Genomic DNA, 16,213 nt, shown 5'->3' on the forward strand with positions numbered 1-16,213 from the left:
GATCTAAGAAAATACAGTGAAATAAAAAGAGAGATAGTCATTTGAGTATCTCCCTTTTTTGTGCTTATCATAGCCACGTTTTGCATTTTTCTTGCGGTCCACAAAGACTTGGCTTTTGTTGACCTCATGCATGTGTTTTGCCACAAAGTTGTGAACCACAACCTCTGGCAATCCTTTTTTCTTTGCCATTTTACTCACCTGTTTTCATTCACTATCCAGATTGGACAGTAAGCTGATATTACGCTTTTTTGCACAGAATTCAAGCGGTTTTTACCGTGCGATACAGTTTATATAAAAAATAATAATTTCAAATACTTAATCTATTATTCTTAGTCTTTAGATCAACCAGTTCTTACAATGTATGCATATTGAAAAAATGCATGGCCAAATAGCAGAGCAAGAGCAACCAGATTAAAATGATCACGCCTGCCGCCCAGCGATTGACAGGCCGTTCCGCCAATAGCGAGGCACGAATTCTGCAATCGTCTATAATTTCTTTTGGCGTAAGCTTAATCACCAATAGCAGCCCCAAGGGCACAATAATAAGATCATCCAGATAGCCCAGCACTGGAATAAAATCGGGAATCAGATCAATCGGTGATAGCGCATATGCCGCAATCATCAGTGCCAGTAGTTTGATCCAGACAGGTGTTCGCTCATGTTTAGCTACCAGCCAAACGACCACAATCTCTTTTTTAAGTGCTTTGGCCCATTGTTTAATTTGTTGATACATACAGGTAGTGATCATCAAAAATTTCTAAAACATATTAAATAAATTTTCTTAAATGAATATAAATTTTCCAGTTTCAAGCTTATGTTCGTGTAAGTAGCTGAAGCTCTACTTTCCTTGATCATCACAATAAAAAATAAATTTATGAAAGGGTTTTTCTCATTTCAAAAATTCACAAAATATATTTTAAGTACTCAAGTGAGAGACTTTTAATTAATATTTTCATCCCCTGCCCTCATCCCACGCCTTCTCCCTGAGCCATAGATGGCGCAAGAGAAGGACTTTTATCATGACAATATCAGTTAACGTGAGCTAAAACCCGCTCTAGCAATCTTTCCACATCTACCTGCTTCGCTTCAATCATACCGACCACTCGGCCATGAAATTCGCTATAACGCGTTTGAATAAAAGCATCGGCCACGTAATCCGGGGCATAACGTTTCAACAACACTGCTTGCGCTAAAATCACCAGACGACTGACCAGACTGCGCCCCATAAACTGCAGTTCTTCAGGCGATTTTTGGAATAGTTTAAACAGGTTTTGTAATTCATTTTTCAGCGTTTCATCTTGCATCACAGTCGATGCCAAATCTTTAAACAGCACTTCAATGGATTCAGGTTCTCGTGCAATTGCACGCAGTACATCCAGACACATGACATTACCCGACCCTTCCCAAATGGTATTCACCGGAGCTTCTTTGAATATGCGTGCCATGATACCGTTATCGACATAACCATTGCCGCCAAAGACTTCCATCATCTCACCGGTCAGCTCAACTGCACGTTTGCAAATCCAAAACTTGGAAGCAGGTGTCATGATTCTTTTCCATGCCAGAGACAGAGCATCATCCGATTCATAACAATGTGCCAGATGGAAACTGAGTTGCATCGCAGCTTCTGTTTCCAAAGCTAAATCTGCCAACACAGCACGCATCAAAGGCTGTTCGGCCAAGTGTTTTCCAAAAGCCTTACGCTGACGAGTATAGGCAATACATTGCACTAGAGCCTGACGCAGCATCGCGCTACTGCCGACCGAACAGGTTAAGCGGGTGTAGTTCGCCATTTCAATAATGGTCGGAATGCCGCGTCCTGCTTCGCCAATCATGATGCCCCAGGCATCCTTAAATTCGACTTCGGAACTAGAGTTGCTGCGGTTACCGACTTTCTCTTTTAGACGCTGCACATGAATATTGTTTTTCGTGCCATCTTCCAGCCAGCGCGGCACAAAGAAACAGGCCAAGCCATCTTGCTCGGTTTTCGCTACCACCAAATGTGCATCACACATCGGCGCAGAAAAAAACCATTTATGTCCAGTCAGTAAATAAGCCTTGCCACGACCTGACTCAGCGACAGGTACAGCCAGTGTCTCATTGGCACGCACATCCGAACCGCCCTGCTTTTCGGTCATGCCCATCCCGAGCCAAATCGATTTCTTCTGGGCTATTGGCAGGTCACGTTCATCGTATTCGGTAGATAGCAGTTTCTCGCCTATTTTTGCCCATAGTTCAGGTTCACGCTGAATCAGCGGAATACTGCCAAGCGTCATCGAAGTCGGGCATAAACTGCCAGATTCCACCTGTCCGCTTAAGTAAAAACGTGCTGCCCACTCCACCCATTTGGCAGATGATTCTGTATGATTAAATGGATGAGCATGGCTGTCAAATTTGCGGTTTAAAGCCATCCATTGATGCCATGCAGGATGAAATTCAATATAGTCTTTACGGCGACCGCGCGCATCGAAGGCATGCAAAATGGGGGTGTGTTTATTGGCTAAATCGGCATATTGATAATACTCGGCTGATCCCACCACTTTCCCCATCTGCGACAAGGTGGCCTGATCCTGACTGCCGTAACGGTGCAAAATTTCTTTTAATACGGTGTCTGTTTCAAACAGGTTGTAGTCTTGCAGTTCGTCAAACTGGTTGCTGATCTGATGGGTCATCCATGTCTGATTTGATAACTGGTTCGATGTATTCATCGTCTATATTTCCTGCTTGTTGTTCTGGGCTTTTCATTCCAGTATAGAGAAAAAATAGCCACAGCATGTTCGGCTTTGTTTGATCAAGAGTTTTATGAAAAATCCACAGATTCAAGTACGGCGTAAGCCGCGTCAGTCCAGAGCCAAGCTGACTCAGGAAGCCTTGCAGGACAGTTTTGTTCGGCTTTTGCATGAGCGTGCTGCACATGACATTACCATTCGCGAGATTACCGATTTGGCCGGTGTAGGCTTGGGCACGTTCTATGAATATTTTTCCAAGAAAGAAGATTTGGTTGCGCTGACCATTCACCGACATGTGAAAAACAATGCTGAGGACTTAAAAACTTATGCACAAAGCCTGATCAAGTTATCCACAGATATGGCTCTGGATGATTATTTAAGACAGGTGATTCATTTTCAGCTTGAGCAGATTCAAGCACAGCAGTTTCTATGGGCACAGACCTTTTTGCTGGAACGTCAAATTTCCAATATTGAGAGTTACCGTAAGAGTTACAAAATGATGATGCAAATGTGGCAAAACATTCTTGCACCTTTTATTCAGGATGCTGGACAGCTCAAACGGATGAGTTTAAATGTGCAACGGGTCTGCTATGGCTTTGTGTCGCAGACGTTGTTGATGGAGCCTGAGTTTGTCGAGTGGGATGAGTTGGAGAACGATATTATTCAAACTTCAATTAACTTAATTTTTAATAAAAATGTTTTTTTTTGAAGTTAAAGATCCATTTTTGGTTGGCAAAACATATCAAAGCCGCTCATAAAAAAAGCCGACTTGTTTCCAACCTGGATTTTTCGCATTTTTGTGTTGTGGTAATAATTTTAAATATTTGATTTTTAAATTAATGTACACGTGCAGTTTGTATAAAGACCATTATATTAAATAAAGCATCAAAATTAATCATGAAATTTTCAAGAAAAAATCATAAATATTTTTGACAAACAAAAAAAATCATGTATTATTCCAATTATTAAATTTGTGATTTTTTCTGGAAAAAAACATTATGTTATTAAGTTGTTTTGAATTAGATAATAAAATTATAAGCTTAGAGTCTTATTTATCGAATATATTTGAGGCTTCATATCTTCATCAGATTATTACGGAAAATTATTCAGATGATTATCTAAAAGGGAGCACAGATAAACTATTTGGTTTACCTCCAGAATCCTCTGAAATTATACATCAACCTAGTTTGTACAGTCTTGATGAAGAACTACAAAAAGTTGCGAAGCAGACTTTTATGAATACATTTATTTGTAATGCATGTCTAACTCTATATGAATATGCGGTAAATGGTATTCCGACTTCTGAACATTGGAGTGATATTGTTGAAGATGTAAATATCTATCTTCAACATATTCATAGCGACTTTTCACCTATTTCTCCTAATACACGCGTAATTGTAGATCTCGCACTTTTAAGATTTGGAATAGATGGTGAACAGGATTCAAATCATTTTATTTGTGATTTGGATAAATTCAAAGTTATTGCACTCATGGCTGATCTAGATGAGCGAACTGTAAAAAATGCTCATTCACAAGGTTTTTTTAATGGTGATTCAGGAGATTTTGATTTTAATGCCATTAAATTATGGTTAAGCACAAAACGAGGTTTTATACCTACCAAAGGCTTAATCAAAAAGAATAGTCAATCCTTAAATGAAGTGAAAACAGCCCCAGAATTTGGTTACTTTTTAAAAGAAAAGAGAGAAAGTTTAGGGGCTTTATTCGATCTGAAAGTATTTCAAACTAAACACTATCTTTTTGATAAAAAAACAGTTGTTGAATTAGAAAATGGTTTTTTTGATTTGCCATTAAACACAGTATCTATTCTTGCAAATGCTTATTACATAGATGAAAACGAATTTTTAAATTGTGTTATGAGAGTGTTTTTTTCTTCGGAGTTAGAAAAAATTAGAGGAATGAAAGATGCATAGTTTCAATACAACTCGCCATAGTAATAAGCGGATGAAGCAACGCGGCATTACTAAAGATATGATTGATTTTACTATTCTTTTTGGTGAAATAGATGGTGATAAATATTTTACAAATCAAAAGAATATAAAGGATGAAATATCAATGATTGATCTGAAAATTATGCAATTACGGAAATTAAGGAAGACAGCATTAAAAGTTTTAGACAAAGGTGGGGTAACTGTTGTTGCTGATAATGGAAATATTATTTCTACTTATAATTTCAATAGTTATTTAAGTTACTAACTAAAGCTAAATCCATTCAATAAATTATTTACGAGGAATATATGGGTACTAAATCTTACTCAGAGATGGCTTCTGCCTTAAAAAAAGTTGTTATAAAATCTGATACAACATTGGAACAGTTAGAATCTTTGAGAATTGCGAAAGATGGAGCTGTAGAAAGCTATTACATCCCGTTTGACTATCTTACACCGAACGCCAAAGTTGTTTTAGTTGGAATAACACCTGGTAAAACGCAATTATTGAATGCTCTTATTTCAGTAGAAAATTCTATTAAAAAAGGGCTTTCCACTAATGAAATTTTAAAAAATGCTAAAGTAGAAGGAGCTTTTAGCGGAACATTAAGAAAAAACCTAGTGCAATTATTAGATTATATTGGTCTAGATAAAAAACTTGGTATTAAAAGTACAGATTCTTTATTTAATACAAATGCACATTTAGTTCATACAACTTCTGTTTTACGTCATCCAGTTTTTGTAGATGGGCAAGATTATAGTGGTTCTACCCCTAATATGATAAAACATCCCCTTATGGTCGATTTAATTGATAAGTATTTAAAAGAAGAAATTCGTCAATTACCTAATGCATTATATATTCCGCTAGGTCCAAAAGTATGCAAAGTTTTTGATAGCTTGGTTAAAGAAGGTTTGTTAAACAGTGATCAGGTTTTATCTGGCTTACCTCATCCATCAGGTGCTAATGCCGAACGTATCGCTTATTTTATGGGAAATAAACAAAAAGAACTTTTATCAGTTAAGACTAACCCTAAATTATTAGATAAGGCAAAAAGTGAAATTTTAGAAAAATTGGCGAAAGTTAAAATTTAATAATCTCTAAAATTAACACAATAAGCTTTATACGCAACTAAGCTTATAAATCAAATAATATCAACATATTGAAGTCTATAAAAAACCGCCCCTCAAGGCGGTTTTTTCTAAGCTAAATCAGTGAAATTATTTCTTCATATCAAAACGGTCTGCATTCATTACTTTTGTCCATGCAGCAATAAAGTCTCTCACAAATTTTTCTTTGTTGTCGTCTTGCGCATACACTTCTGCGTAAGAGCGCAGAATCGAGTTAGAACCACGGAAGGTACGAGCGCTATCCCATGCAGTTGCAATCAGTTCAGCAGAAGTTAAACCACTATTTAATAATTGTGCTTTTAAATCTGCCACTTCCGCATCAGTCAAAGTGTAATCCACAGTCAAATGATTATTGTGAGAAACCGTTTAAAAATATTTAATCTATTAGCAAAATATCTGTTTTTTATGACAATACAAAACAAGTTATATGAATGAAAATGATCGAAAAAGCCTATTCCAAGGTCGGTTTAAAGGCAGAATTATTTGACCTGCAAAAGATGAGCTAAAAATTTAAAAACCGCATGTTCAATCCATGAAAAAAAGAAGCATGCTTTGACTTTTTAAATGATATTTTTTATCAGAAAGAGTTTGCTATAGTGATGCTAAAACAAGCCAGAATAAATCCGGTCATGACCCATCACATCGCCACAATAATTCAAAAGCATAACATTGTCTTGTTTGACGCTGTCTGTGTGATTTGTAATGGTTGGGCAAAATTTCTGATCAAGCATGATCGACAGGCAAAATTTAAACTGGTTTCCGCACAATCGGCATTGGGTGAACAAATTCTGCACTATTACGGCATGTCCACCATGCACTACACCACCATGGTGGTGATTCTGAATGGACAGCTGTACACTGAATCAACCGCTTTACTCAAAGTTATGCAGCAATTAGGACTGCCTTTCTCATTGATGAATGCAGGCTATTTCATCCCGCGCCCCATCCGGGATTTTCTCTACCGCCGTGTCGCACTCAACCGTTATTGGTTGTTTGGTCAAACTAATCAATGCTTAATCCATTCTGCTGGAAACCGACAGCATTTTCTGGAACAGGCCATTCGTGAACCATAAGCTTCCATTAGAAAAACCGCTTCAGCTCATTCAGATCACGCTTGCTGCACTTTGGATTTATCAGGGTTTGATACCCAAAATTGTGTTTCAGTCGGCTGCTGAAATCGCCATCTGGCAGAGCATGGGTTTAGAGCTTCATCTGGCAAAAATAGGCGTTGCCCTCTCGGGCATCATTGAAATGATGTTTGGCTGTAGTTTTCTGCTTTGGCAAAGAGCCATTCTTATCCATCAGCTGAATATCTTGGGCTTGAGTGGATTATTGGTGCTGATTATGGTCACAAATCCCTTGCAACTCACCACTGCATTTAATCCAGTGGTGATGAATATTGCCCTGATCGCCCTTTCAATGCTGGCCATTCAACTGTTAAGGCTGAGCCAACAGTCAGCTTAAAACTGTCATCTTTAAAAAAATCATCTTAAACAAGATCAAACCACCAGACGGCGCCCTTCACGAACGCAGTAAAACGGCGTCATCAATTTGGAGGTATTTTTCATCGCCACTTTTAAATCAATCTCAGGCTGTTCGCGACTTTCATCGGTCAGCTGAAAGGTTCGATAATGAATCGCCAGTGAACACTTTGAATGTAAATCCTGATGCGCCTGAAAAGCCTCCTGCGGATTCATGTGCATATAACTCATCAGCTCACGCGGCTCGTAGGCGCCAATCGGCAACAAAGATACACGCGGTCGACCTAACCGGCTTTGAATTTCCTTAAAATGGGGTGAATAGCCAGTATCTCCGGCAAAGAAACAATGATCTTGCCCGGCAAGCACTGAAAAACCGCCCCACAGTGCCCGGCTGTGATCGCGCAAACCCCGGCCGGAAAAATGTTGTGCCGGAGTATAGATAATTTTTAAATCATGCAATAAGGACGATTGCCACCAGTCCATTTCCAGCACATGGAAACTTTTCGGCAAATACCAGGCGTTGCCCAGTCCGGTGTAAATCGGCATGGCAAATTTATTATGCAGCCATTCCAGACTGGCCAGATCCATATGGTCATAATGATTATGACTGAGCAGCACCGCATGGATGGTCGGCAGTTCTTCTAGAGCAATTCCCGCAGGAATGACCCGTTTCGGACCTTTGCCCTGCTTCGGACTGGCATATTCACACCAGACCGGATCGGTGAGCAGGTTATACGGCCCAATCTGTAAAAGTACCGTGGCATGCCCGACAAACCACACTTGCCAATCGTCAATGCTGGCCTCGGGACGATCTTGTGGAAGTGCCCGTTTGGTGGCATGGAATTCGGCACGTTCTTTATCAATATCGACATTCCAGGTGGATGATTTTCGGCTGAGCAGCCATTTGATCATATCGGCGCGGCCAGGTCCTTCCGGTCGAGGTAAAGCATTGACGAATCGCTCACCATTATGATGATTCGAATGCATAAACTGAAATGAAGGCTGACGCCAGGTATGTGACCAGCATGTTTTGGTCGGGAGTTGAAAGTGTAATTGCTCAGGCTTCTGCTTCATGTACATTCAATTTCTTAGAGTGACCTAAACATTCAAAATCCGATATTTTGAATGTTGCGCCATATATATCACGTTTTATTCCAAACGTCCTTTCATACGTTCCAACCACACCTGTTTAGTTTGCGGTTTGATAAACAATGCCACAATTTCTGGATGAATCTGTTTGATTTTCGCTTCAATTCTGTTGACACAAGCTTCAATGTCATCCGAACTTAAATTGTCTTCAAACTCAAGACTTAACGATGCCAGCACCTGATGCGCACCGATCTGTTCAGTCAGCACACCATTGGCCGACTGTACCGCCTCATCTTCCTGAGCTATCAGCAAGATATCATTGCGTAACAGTGGATCAGCCGTTTCACCCAGCAATAAGCCCTTGGTTTCACGGGCTAATAAAATAGCAGATACTGCCAGTACAATACCAATCAAGATAGAAGCCACACCATCCAGTTCGGGAATATTTAAGGCGTGAGCCAGATAAATCCCGATCAAGGCAATAAACAGGCCACATAAAGCGGCTGTATCTTCAAACAGAACGGTAAAGGTGGTGGGGTCTTTGCTGCGGCGAAAAGCCTCGAAGTAACCTTGCTCACCTTTGATCTTGCGAAAAGCTTTTAGCGCTACAAACCAGGAGATGCCTTCACATACAATGGCAATGCTTAAAACAATATAGTTAATAGTAGGATTCTGCATTTCTTCAGGCTGCAACACGTGCTGTATACCCTGATAAATCGACACAATGGCACCCAAAGCAAAGACCATTAACGCCACAATAAAGGCCCAGAAATACAGTTCACGTCCATAACCAAACGGGTGCCTGACATTGGCGGGCTGTTGCGATTTCTTCATGCCGTAAAGCAGCAAAATTTCGTTCAATGTGTCCACAACCGAGTGAATTGCCTCACTGAGCATGGCCGAACTATTGGTGATATATGCCGCGACAAACTTGACCAAAGCAATCGCCAGATTACCTGCCAGTGCCGCATAAACTACTATCTTATTCGAATCAGACATTCAAATTTGTCCTAAGCATTTTTTGCCAAGCCTTATTGTTATCAAATAGATCTATTTGATTTTACAACTTATTCCATACTACCCAATGTCATTGTTCTAGTTGTTTATGCTTTTGTTGTTTTTAGCGCAACTGTTGATTGTTTCGCCAGTTAATTTTTAGATAGGTCATGTGAAAAACTGCCGTGAAATACCAGACATTTTTCTTGATTCAGCCAAATTCCAATCTAAGCAAAAAAGGAAGCCGAAGCTTCCTTTTTTCATCTTGTTTGTCCTGCAATATTAACGCAGTTTAGAAAAATACTGCTCTCGCCATTCTTTCCAGAAATACATCACAATCCCGCACATCACCACCGCAATGCCGATAAAAGCATTCGGACTGATATGTTCACTGTTCAGGGTTGCTCCCAACACCAAGGCAATTACCGGCGTCATGACATTACTTAACGACACGGTCGAGGCATTCAAGCGTTTAATCAGCCAGAAGTAGCACAGCATCGCCACGATGGATGACATGATCATGGTGAAGACAAAGCCAATCATGGCACGTCCACTTGGCATAGCCGTTGGAAAATGCTGCCAAATAAACGGAATAATTAGCATCGAACCTAAAGCAGAGACAATCAATGAACCGGTCGCCTGAGACATCGGTTTCAGTGGCGCATTAATCTGTTTAACCCAGAAGATCGAGCTGATATAAGACACCATACTGATCAGCATCAATACTACACCCCAGGGATTAATCTTGCTGTCTGCCGAGTCGGCAAAGACAAAGGTCAGGCCTGAAACCGCAATCGCCATACCCAACCATTGCAGTGCAATCAGCTTTTGCGTTTTTAAAATCACATGCCCAATCAAGCCGGCAATTAAAGGTGAAAAACCAAAAATCAGCGCCATTAAACCTGAAGTCAGATAATTCGCTGCAAGATAGATAAACAGCTGTGCACCAATTAAATTCAGACTCCCCGCGACATAACTTTTTAAAGAAGTCTGATCAAACGGCAACGGGTCACGCATCAGCTTTAAAAGGAACAAAGCGATAATGGATGCGCCAAAATAACGGATGATCAGCACCCACATCGGGTGAATCTCCTGCACGCTCCAGACAATCGCCAGCGGAGTCATCGCCCAGATAAGTACCAGTAAAGCGTAAATACTTGCCGTGACCGGCAATGATGATTTCATTTCATTCTCAAATTTGATTGTTCTAACTACTCAACCTGAAACCCACTATTCAGGTCTGGAGCTACTCGCACAGCTAGTGACTAATAAAGTTTAAGACAAACTATTGTCCTTCCCTTTATCGACTACATTGGAGGCGGCATGGATGCCGCCGCTAAACTGGGATATATGAACATATCCTCAGTTTAGCAAAAGATTTTTGTCACTTTTGATCTCTCAAAAGTGAGGCATTACCTACGCAAAGTAATACAAACCAAAACTGAAACTTGAGGTAGTGATCATATAGATAATATTCGATAAACATAAAAAAACAGACCTATGCAAAACATAGGTCTGTCCAAAAATATCTCAACAAAACTTAAGCAATTTTGCGTAAGTCTTGTGCGATATCTAAATGTTTTTCAGCTTCAAAAGCGGTATTTTTGCTGATCATTTTCTTCAAATGACGCATTTCTTTTGCGGCATTGACCGTAATACCCGCAACGATTAGACCATCCGTTACACCGTACATCACGAATGAATTGTCTGCACCTTTGGCTGCATCCATTTCACCACGGATCTGCCACTCAGCTGCTGCCATATCACCAACAAACTGGAAGTTGATATTCAGCTGATCAGTCCAGAACCAGGCCGGATTAGCTTTCGGATGTTCAACGCCCATCACGTGACGTGCGAAAATGCCTGCCTGCAGGTTGGCATTTTCCCAGGTTTCAACGCGGCGGTGATTACCACAGTCACGAAGCTGAGTCGCCACGTCGCCTGCTGCATAAATGTCAGCATTCGAGGTTTGGCAATGTTCATTGACTTTAATCGCGACATCAACGTCCAGACCTGCATCTACCGCAAGCTGTGCGTTTGGCACAATCCCGATCCCGTAAACCACCGCGTCGGCATGAAGTTGTTCACCACCCTCAAGGCTAACCACAACTTCTTCACCCTCTAAACGGCAATCTGCAATTGCAGTTGAAAGACGGACATCCACACCATTTTGACGATGTTGCTCAAGCAGAAATTCACTCAAGATACGTGGTGAACAACGGCCCATCACCATAGGACCCATTTCAATCACAGTCACCTGACAGTCTTTGAAACGTGCAGATGATGCTAACTCAAGACCGATTACACCACCACCGATCAGAATCAAACGGCGGCCCGGTTGAAGCACAGGAACCAGCGCTTGAGAATCTTCAAGGTTACGTAGCGTATAAACGTGTTTACCCAAAGCATCGAAGTTCGGTAAACGGCGTGCTGCACCACCGGTAGCAAGAAGCAGCTTGTCATAAGCAATAACGTCGCCATTTTTAAGTTCAACCGTTTTCGCGTCGGCATTGATTTTCACCACACCATTACCGCGAATATGCTCAACGCCTAAATCTGCCAGTTTTTGTTCTGACAGAATTTCGATTTTAGTGTCTTCTGGTTTTAGAATCACGTCTTTAGACAAAGGCGGACGTTCATAAGGCAGATGTGTTTCATCACCCACCAAAATGATTTTGCCTTCGTATTTGTTGGCACGGAGTTCTAAAATGGCGCTAGCACCAGCTTGACCAGCACCGACGATCACGATGGTTTCGATAGCATTTTGGCTCATGGGTTTAATCCTTATTTCAATTCTGCAGATACGATGCCGAAGCCCGCAATCCACTCACTAATGTCTTCGTAGCAGTGAGTTGTCATTTCGTACTCACCCACTTCATGTAATGCAGCAAATGCAGCCATCCAGGAACGGACTTCCTGACCACCGCGACCACCTTCAACACGAATTTCAGCTTCGGTCATCGCTTCAATGGCGGCAAAGTCTGCTTTGGCAAACGTTTCCAGCAATGCGCGATCCCACTCAGGGTTCAACGGTACTGCAACAGATTTATCACCTGCTGCCAGTTTCTGACCCACAGCAATAATCTTGGACTGACGTGCGTTACGTGCTTCAGCAGTTGGGTTACGACCTGCAATCAGGAACTCTTCCACTTCTGGTGGTACAGAACCCATTTGCGGAGTCGGTGGATCGTGTGAAAGACCACCGGTACCCAAAACAAGCACACGCTCATTTTCAAGGTTTAAAGACTTGATGAACTGACCAACTGCACGACCCAAAGCCACAGTACGCTTGGTGGTTGGCATTGGTGCTGCAGCACCATTGATAAATACTGGAATGGTTGGGTAACGATCCAGCTGACCGCCACACAAGAAATGTAAAGGCTGAGTCACACCATGGTCGGCTTGCATACGATATGAATAAGCAACATCAACACCTTCATCCAGCACGCGACGAACCAGGTTCAGCGCTGTTTCTTCAGGTACATTGATTTTGGCATTGTCTTTACCATAATCCCAATCGCCTGCTGCTGTGGCACGAATGCCGACACAGAAACTTGGCATCAGGTCATAGAAGAAGCCATTAAAATGGTCAGGACCAAAAGTGATGATCAGGGTTGGGTCGTAAGCTTTGACTTCCGCAGCAAGCTTTTCAAACGCATCACGAACAGCTTGTTCTTGACGTTGTTCTTGCGGTGAAGCAAATTCCATTAATGGGCTGTGCGAAGCACAAATAAGTTTAACGGCCATGAGAGACTCCAGAACGGAAGGTAGCCCAGAACAGGCTACCGAGTAAGTCCATTACATTTCAGACTGAATTTTATTCGTCAAAGAAACCTGCACGTGGCTGACGTAAACCACGAATACCCAGACCACATTCAGCGTTAATTAAAACACCGGTCAAAGGACGGTTGTTTTGACGAGATGCCAACAGCACGTATGAACCAGTCATATCTTCCGGTTCAGGCAAGAAGTTCAGTGGCATGCCACGTGCAATTTTCTCAGGATCACGCGCATCAAGCAGACCAAGATTTTCCTGACCCAGTGATGCCGCACCTTTGATATTGACATTCATACCTGATGGCGCAACCGCGTTCACTCGTACTTTAGGCGCAAGCTCATAAGCCAGTTCTTTCATAATCCCGACACCGGCATGCTTGGATGCTGTGTATACAGGGCCTCCGCCTGCCGAGTACAGCGCAGAATTAGACAAAGTAAATATGATAGAACCTTCAGAAGCTATCAATGCATCCAGCGCAGCCTTCGCACCAAGAATTAAAGACTTGGTGTTAATGCCCATAATCTCGTCAAAGGCTTTTTCCAGCTGCTCACCAGAGGTATTGACGATATCAGCATAGTGATCCCAGATACCGGCATTACCGACGAAACAGTCAAGTTTGCCAAAGCGCTCAACTGTTGCATTGACTGCGCGGACGTTGTCTTCATAGCTGGCTACGTCACCGGCAATTGCTAAAACCCGATCACCGAAATGTTCTTTCAATGCATCAACTTTAGCCTGTGAACGTTGCAATACGGCAACTTGCGCACCCTCTTCAAGGAAACGCTCAACCAGTGCCCAGCCGAGTCCTGAACCACCACCCGTGATAAGTGCAACTTCGCCTTGTAGCCAACCCATGATTACTCTCCTGCCATCTCTACAAATAACTGACCATCTTCAACAATCACCGGGAAGGTTTTGATTGGATCAGTTGCTGGTAAACATAATGCTTCACCAGTTTTCAAACAGAAACGTGCTGAATGAAGCGGGCACTCTACAGTACCGTCATCTTCCAGATAACCTTCTGACATAGAAGCGTTACCATGTGAACAACGGTCATTCATTGCAAAGAACTCACCGCCATTGTTGAACACTGCAAGCGCTTCAATACCATTCACGCCGCAATCTACTTTCAATGCTTCGCCTTCGTCTAATTCATCAACTTGGCAAACAAAAATCTTATTCATTAGAAGAACACACTCAGGTTATGTGAGTTATAAGTCACCTGATCAAGGGTGATCTTACGGTTAAAGATCTGGAAACCTTGTTCAGTGTCGACTTTGCGGATCTTGTCGTGACGCTTACCACAGTAGATGGTGACATCTTTCTCTTTCTGGGTACGGTACAACAAGTACGTAACGTAAACGTCGTATTCACCTTCAGTCTCAGTTGGCTCAACGATCACGTTTGAAACCATATGAGTAGTACGTGAAGGAGGTTCTTCAGCCCATGCCATACCGGTTTCCAGACGCGCAACACGGCGTTCCAGCAAGTCTTTGGTATCGTTAAATACCCAAGTTGTCGGTGGCTCGATCGAACGACGACGGTCACGAGTTTGAGCGTTTGGTGTCGTACGTAGCGTATAAGAAATATCTTCAGCCAGTACTGCTAACCAGTCGCGGAATTTCCAGTCGTCCAGCAATTTTGCTTCGCGATACAGGAACTGACTAATTTGGTGATGAAGTTCTAAGCTGATTTGACTCATTTCATAAGCTCCTTCTCATATTCGTCAGCTGCTTTTTCCACGTCTTCCCATTTTTCATGGATCAATAAATCTGCCCAGCGGCGATACATGCCACGTGCTGCAGTTTCAGAGAAAATATAGTTGGTGATACCCGGAATGCCGTCTTCACGTACTTTCTCGTTGCCTTTACCCATTTCCATGATTAAGCGGTTTTTACGTGCTTTATAACCACGTAAAACTTTTTGGATTTCGATCCAGTTTTCAGAGTCATCTTGCTCTAGGAAACCGGCAGGACCGAAAGCACGAGTCGCAGAACGTTCAAATGCTTCTTTCACTTCCTGAGACGCTTCAGCATCGGCAATACAGAATGCCCAAACTTCAGTTTTGTTTGGACCACGTGGGTGCCATACGCGAAGTGTTGCCGTACCGTTCAACCAAGACAATGTCGGGAACATGGTGTTGTGACCTGCAAGACGTAAGGCACGAACTTCACCAAGACGTTCTTTCACTTCCTCAAAAGTTTCACGGAAGTAGTTCGCCACTTCACCGTCAACCCAAACGTTAGCATCTGGTTTTTCTGTGAAGAAGAAGCCTGAACCGTGACCGCGTGAACCGTACTGGATCGCGTCTTTCGCTGTTTCCCAAACTGGACGAGCCGTTTGCGCAGCGCCTAATTTCTTAGATGATTCGTCATCAGGTTTTGCACCCAATACTTGAATGGCAGATGCGTGAGAGAACAATGCGTGATATTGGTCAGATGCAAACTGTTCAGCAGCAAATTTCCAGTTACACTCGATTTCCCATTTGTGTACACCACCGATGATTTCAGTACCACCCGGACGACGGTCAAGTACGCCATCTAAGTACCATGCGATATCACCCATGTATTCTTCTAGATCTGGAGTGGTTTCATCCCAGCATCCGAAGATCAAGCCTTTGTATGACTTCACACGGTTCACTTCAACCAGACCCCATTGCTCTTTGCATGCGCCTTGCGGGAAAGCACGCTCTTCAAGCGGGATGTCTTTAAGTGAACCATCAATACCGTAAGACCAGCCGTGGTATGGGCAAGTGAATGCACGGGTATTACCACAGTCTGCGAAGCTCACACGCATAGAGCGGTGACGGCACTGGTTTAAGAATGCTTTGATTGAGCCATCTTTTTGGCGTGCCACAATGATTGGATCTTCACCCATATAGGTATTGAAGAAGTCACCAGCCTTAGGAATTTGGCTTTCATGACAAAGGAACAACCAGGTACGACCGAACACACGTTCAAGTTCTAATTCATATAGATCTGGGTCAGTATAGATCGACGGCGAGATACGTCCATTTTGTGCATCGACTAAAGCGTCGATTTCGCGCACATCAATTTTTCCACTCAT

Annotated in this window: 18 protein-coding genes and 1 pseudogene; 6 read left to right on the forward strand and 13 right to left on the reverse strand. The window is 42.3% G+C overall.

The window, feature by feature from the left end:
- Positions 1 to 3: 3 nt before the first annotated feature.
- From B4C48_RS08615 to B4C48_RS08625, 3 genes are all read right to left on the reverse strand, one after another.
- On the reverse strand, positions 4 to 189 hold the full coding sequence (locus B4C48_RS08615) for a DUF7230 family protein (RefSeq protein WP_291355556.1): 186 nt from the start codon (positions 187 to 189) through the stop codon (positions 4 to 6).
- Positions 190 to 352: 163 nt separating this feature from the next.
- On the reverse strand, positions 353 to 733 hold the full coding sequence (locus B4C48_RS08620) for a YkvA family protein (RefSeq protein ID WP_291355558.1): 381 nt from the start codon (positions 731 to 733) through the stop codon (positions 353 to 355).
- A gap of 295 nt (positions 734 to 1,028) precedes the next feature.
- Positions 1,029 to 2,708 (reverse strand): acyl-CoA dehydrogenase family protein, encoded by a 1,680-nt coding sequence (locus B4C48_RS08625; RefSeq protein ID WP_291355559.1) that lies wholly within the window; start codon positions 2,706 to 2,708, stop codon positions 1,029 to 1,031.
- Positions 2,709 to 2,802: 94 nt separating this feature from the next.
- On the opposite strand from B4C48_RS08625, the gene B4C48_RS08630 reads away from it, so the two are divergent.
- From B4C48_RS08630 to B4C48_RS08645, 4 genes are all read left to right on the forward strand, one after another.
- Positions 2,803 to 3,438: a TetR/AcrR family transcriptional regulator gene (locus B4C48_RS08630; protein WP_291355561.1), complete on the forward strand. Its 636-nt coding sequence runs from the start codon at positions 2,803 to 2,805 to the stop codon at positions 3,436 to 3,438.
- Between the two features lie 289 nt (positions 3,439 to 3,727).
- A complete protein-coding gene (locus B4C48_RS08635; RefSeq protein WP_291355563.1) occupies positions 3,728 to 4,660 on the forward strand; it encodes a hypothetical protein in 933 nt (310 codons plus the stop codon).
- Positions 4,653 to 4,943 carry a DUF4258 domain-containing protein gene (locus tag B4C48_RS08640; RefSeq protein ID WP_291355565.1) on the forward strand — a complete coding sequence of 97 codons (291 nt, stop codon included), beginning with the start codon at positions 4,653 to 4,655 and terminating at the stop codon, positions 4,941 to 4,943. Before B4C48_RS08635 ends, B4C48_RS08640 begins: the two co-directional genes overlap by 8 nt.
- Before the next feature lie 41 nt (positions 4,944 to 4,984).
- Positions 4,985 to 5,767 carry a hypothetical protein gene (locus B4C48_RS08645; RefSeq protein ID WP_291355567.1) on the forward strand — a complete coding sequence of 261 codons (783 nt, stop codon included), beginning with the start codon at positions 4,985 to 4,987 and terminating at the stop codon, positions 5,765 to 5,767.
- A gap of 126 nt (positions 5,768 to 5,893) precedes the next feature.
- On the opposite strand, the pseudogene B4C48_RS08650 reads toward B4C48_RS08645, so the two are convergent.
- Positions 5,894 to 6,025: pseudogene (locus tag B4C48_RS08650) on the reverse strand (catalase-peroxidase 2); the annotation flags it as partial.
- Positions 6,026 to 6,402: 377 nt separating this feature from the next.
- Here B4C48_RS08650 and B4C48_RS08655 point away from each other — a divergent pair.
- Together B4C48_RS08655 and B4C48_RS08660 are read left to right on the forward strand one after the other, a co-directional pair.
- Positions 6,403 to 6,876 carry a thiol-disulfide oxidoreductase DCC family protein gene (locus tag B4C48_RS08655; RefSeq protein WP_414631504.1) on the forward strand — a complete coding sequence of 158 codons (474 nt, stop codon included), beginning with the start codon at positions 6,403 to 6,405 and terminating at the stop codon, positions 6,874 to 6,876.
- On the forward strand, positions 6,866 to 7,267 hold the full coding sequence (locus tag B4C48_RS08660; protein ID WP_291355569.1) for a DoxX-like family protein: 402 nt from the start codon (positions 6,866 to 6,868) through the stop codon (positions 7,265 to 7,267). The genes B4C48_RS08655 and B4C48_RS08660 overlap by 11 nt, the downstream gene beginning before the upstream one ends.
- 35 nt (positions 7,268 to 7,302) lie before the next feature.
- On the opposite strand, the gene B4C48_RS08665 is transcribed toward B4C48_RS08660, so the two are convergent.
- The 9 genes from B4C48_RS08665 to hcaE form a co-directional block, all read right to left on the reverse strand.
- Positions 7,303 to 8,358, reverse strand: a complete 1,056-nt coding sequence (locus tag B4C48_RS08665; RefSeq protein ID WP_291355571.1) for an MBL fold metallo-hydrolase — start codon at positions 8,356 to 8,358, stop codon at positions 7,303 to 7,305.
- Between the two features lie 75 nt (positions 8,359 to 8,433).
- Positions 8,434 to 9,372: a cation diffusion facilitator family transporter gene (locus B4C48_RS08670; RefSeq protein ID WP_291355573.1), complete on the reverse strand. Its 939-nt coding sequence runs from the start codon at positions 9,370 to 9,372 to the stop codon at positions 8,434 to 8,436.
- 279 nt (positions 9,373 to 9,651) lie between these two features.
- Complete coding sequence (locus B4C48_RS08675) at positions 9,652 to 10,554, reverse strand: DMT family transporter (protein WP_291355575.1); 903 nt, start codon at positions 10,552 to 10,554, stop codon at positions 9,652 to 9,654.
- A gap of 355 nt (positions 10,555 to 10,909) precedes the next feature.
- Positions 10,910 to 12,142 carry a 3-phenylpropionate/cinnamic acid dioxygenase ferredoxin--NAD(+) reductase subunit gene (gene hcaD / locus B4C48_RS08680; RefSeq protein ID WP_291355577.1) on the reverse strand — a complete coding sequence of 411 codons (1,233 nt, stop codon included), beginning with the start codon at positions 12,140 to 12,142 and terminating at the stop codon, positions 10,910 to 10,912.
- Positions 12,143 to 12,153: 11 nt separating this feature from the next.
- Complete coding sequence (locus tag B4C48_RS08685; RefSeq protein ID WP_291355579.1) at positions 12,154 to 13,116, reverse strand: 3-carboxyethylcatechol 2,3-dioxygenase; 963 nt, start codon at positions 13,114 to 13,116, stop codon at positions 12,154 to 12,156.
- A 70-nt stretch (positions 13,117 to 13,186) separates the two neighbouring features.
- Entirely contained in the window at positions 13,187 to 14,002 is an 816-nt protein-coding gene (gene hcaB, locus B4C48_RS08690) for a 3-phenylpropionate-dihydrodiol/cinnamic acid-dihydrodiol dehydrogenase (RefSeq protein ID WP_092819094.1), read from the reverse strand.
- 2 nt (positions 14,003 to 14,004) lie between these two features.
- On the reverse strand, positions 14,005 to 14,331 hold the full coding sequence (gene hcaC / locus B4C48_RS08695; RefSeq protein ID WP_067722172.1) for a 3-phenylpropionate/cinnamic acid dioxygenase ferredoxin subunit: 327 nt from the start codon (positions 14,329 to 14,331) through the stop codon (positions 14,005 to 14,007).
- On the reverse strand, positions 14,331 to 14,849 hold the full coding sequence (hcaF, locus tag B4C48_RS08700) for a 3-phenylpropionate/cinnamic acid dioxygenase subunit beta (protein WP_291355585.1): 519 nt from the start codon (positions 14,847 to 14,849) through the stop codon (positions 14,331 to 14,333). Before hcaF ends, hcaC begins: the two co-directional genes overlap by 1 nt.
- Positions 14,846 to 16,213 carry a 3-phenylpropionate/cinnamic acid dioxygenase subunit alpha gene (gene hcaE / locus B4C48_RS08705; RefSeq protein ID WP_291355587.1) on the reverse strand — a complete coding sequence of 456 codons (1,368 nt, stop codon included), beginning with the start codon at positions 16,211 to 16,213 and terminating at the stop codon, positions 14,846 to 14,848. Before hcaE ends, hcaF begins: the two co-directional genes overlap by 4 nt.

The organism is Acinetobacter sp. UBA3106 (genome assembly GCA_002365595.1).
Lineage (GTDB): Bacteria > Pseudomonadota > Gammaproteobacteria > Pseudomonadales > Moraxellaceae > Acinetobacter.

Bases quoted from the DNA above. Each gene is read 5' to 3' on its own strand.
- B4C48_RS08615 (WP_291355556.1), bottom strand. From the start codon at position 189: ATGGCAAAGAAAAAAGGATTGCCAGAGGTTGTGGTTCACAACTTTGTG.
- B4C48_RS08620 (WP_291355558.1), bottom strand. From the start codon at position 733: ATGTATCAACAAATTAAACAATGGGCCAAAGCACTTAAAAAAGAGATT.
- B4C48_RS08625 (WP_291355559.1), bottom strand. From the start codon at position 2,708: ATGAATACATCGAACCAGTTATCAAATCAGACATGGATGACCCATCAG.
- B4C48_RS08630 (WP_291355561.1), top strand. From the start codon at position 2,803: ATGAAAAATCCACAGATTCAAGTACGGCGTAAGCCGCGTCAGTCCAGA.
- B4C48_RS08635 (WP_291355563.1), top strand. From the start codon at position 3,728: ATGTTATTAAGTTGTTTTGAATTAGATAATAAAATTATAAGCTTAGAG.
- B4C48_RS08640 (WP_291355565.1), top strand. From the start codon at position 4,653: ATGCATAGTTTCAATACAACTCGCCATAGTAATAAGCGGATGAAGCAA.
- B4C48_RS08645 (WP_291355567.1), top strand. From the start codon at position 4,985: ATGGGTACTAAATCTTACTCAGAGATGGCTTCTGCCTTAAAAAAAGTT.
- B4C48_RS08655 (WP_414631504.1), top strand. From the start codon at position 6,403: ATGCTAAAACAAGCCAGAATAAATCCGGTCATGACCCATCACATCGCC.
- B4C48_RS08665 (WP_291355571.1), bottom strand. From the start codon at position 8,358: ATGAAGCAGAAGCCTGAGCAATTACACTTTCAACTCCCGACCAAAACA.
- B4C48_RS08670 (WP_291355573.1), bottom strand. From the start codon at position 9,372: ATGTCTGATTCGAATAAGATAGTAGTTTATGCGGCACTGGCAGGTAAT.
- B4C48_RS08675 (WP_291355575.1), bottom strand. From the start codon at position 10,554: ATGAAATCATCATTGCCGGTCACGGCAAGTATTTACGCTTTACTGGTA.
- hcaD (WP_291355577.1), bottom strand. From the start codon at position 12,142: ATGAGCCAAAATGCTATCGAAACCATCGTGATCGTCGGTGCTGGTCAA.
- B4C48_RS08685 (WP_291355579.1), bottom strand. From the start codon at position 13,116: ATGGCCGTTAAACTTATTTGTGCTTCGCACAGCCCATTAATGGAATTT.
- hcaB (WP_092819094.1), bottom strand. From the start codon at position 14,002: ATGGGTTGGCTACAAGGCGAAGTTGCACTTATCACGGGTGGTGGTTCA.
- hcaC (WP_067722172.1), bottom strand. From the start codon at position 14,331: ATGAATAAGATTTTTGTTTGCCAAGTTGATGAATTAGACGAAGGCGAA.
- hcaF (WP_291355585.1), bottom strand. From the start codon at position 14,849: ATGAGTCAAATCAGCTTAGAACTTCATCACCAAATTAGTCAGTTCCTG.
- hcaE (WP_291355587.1), bottom strand. From the start codon at position 16,213: ATGAGTGGAAAAATTGATGTGCGCGAAATCGACGCTTTAGTCGATGCA.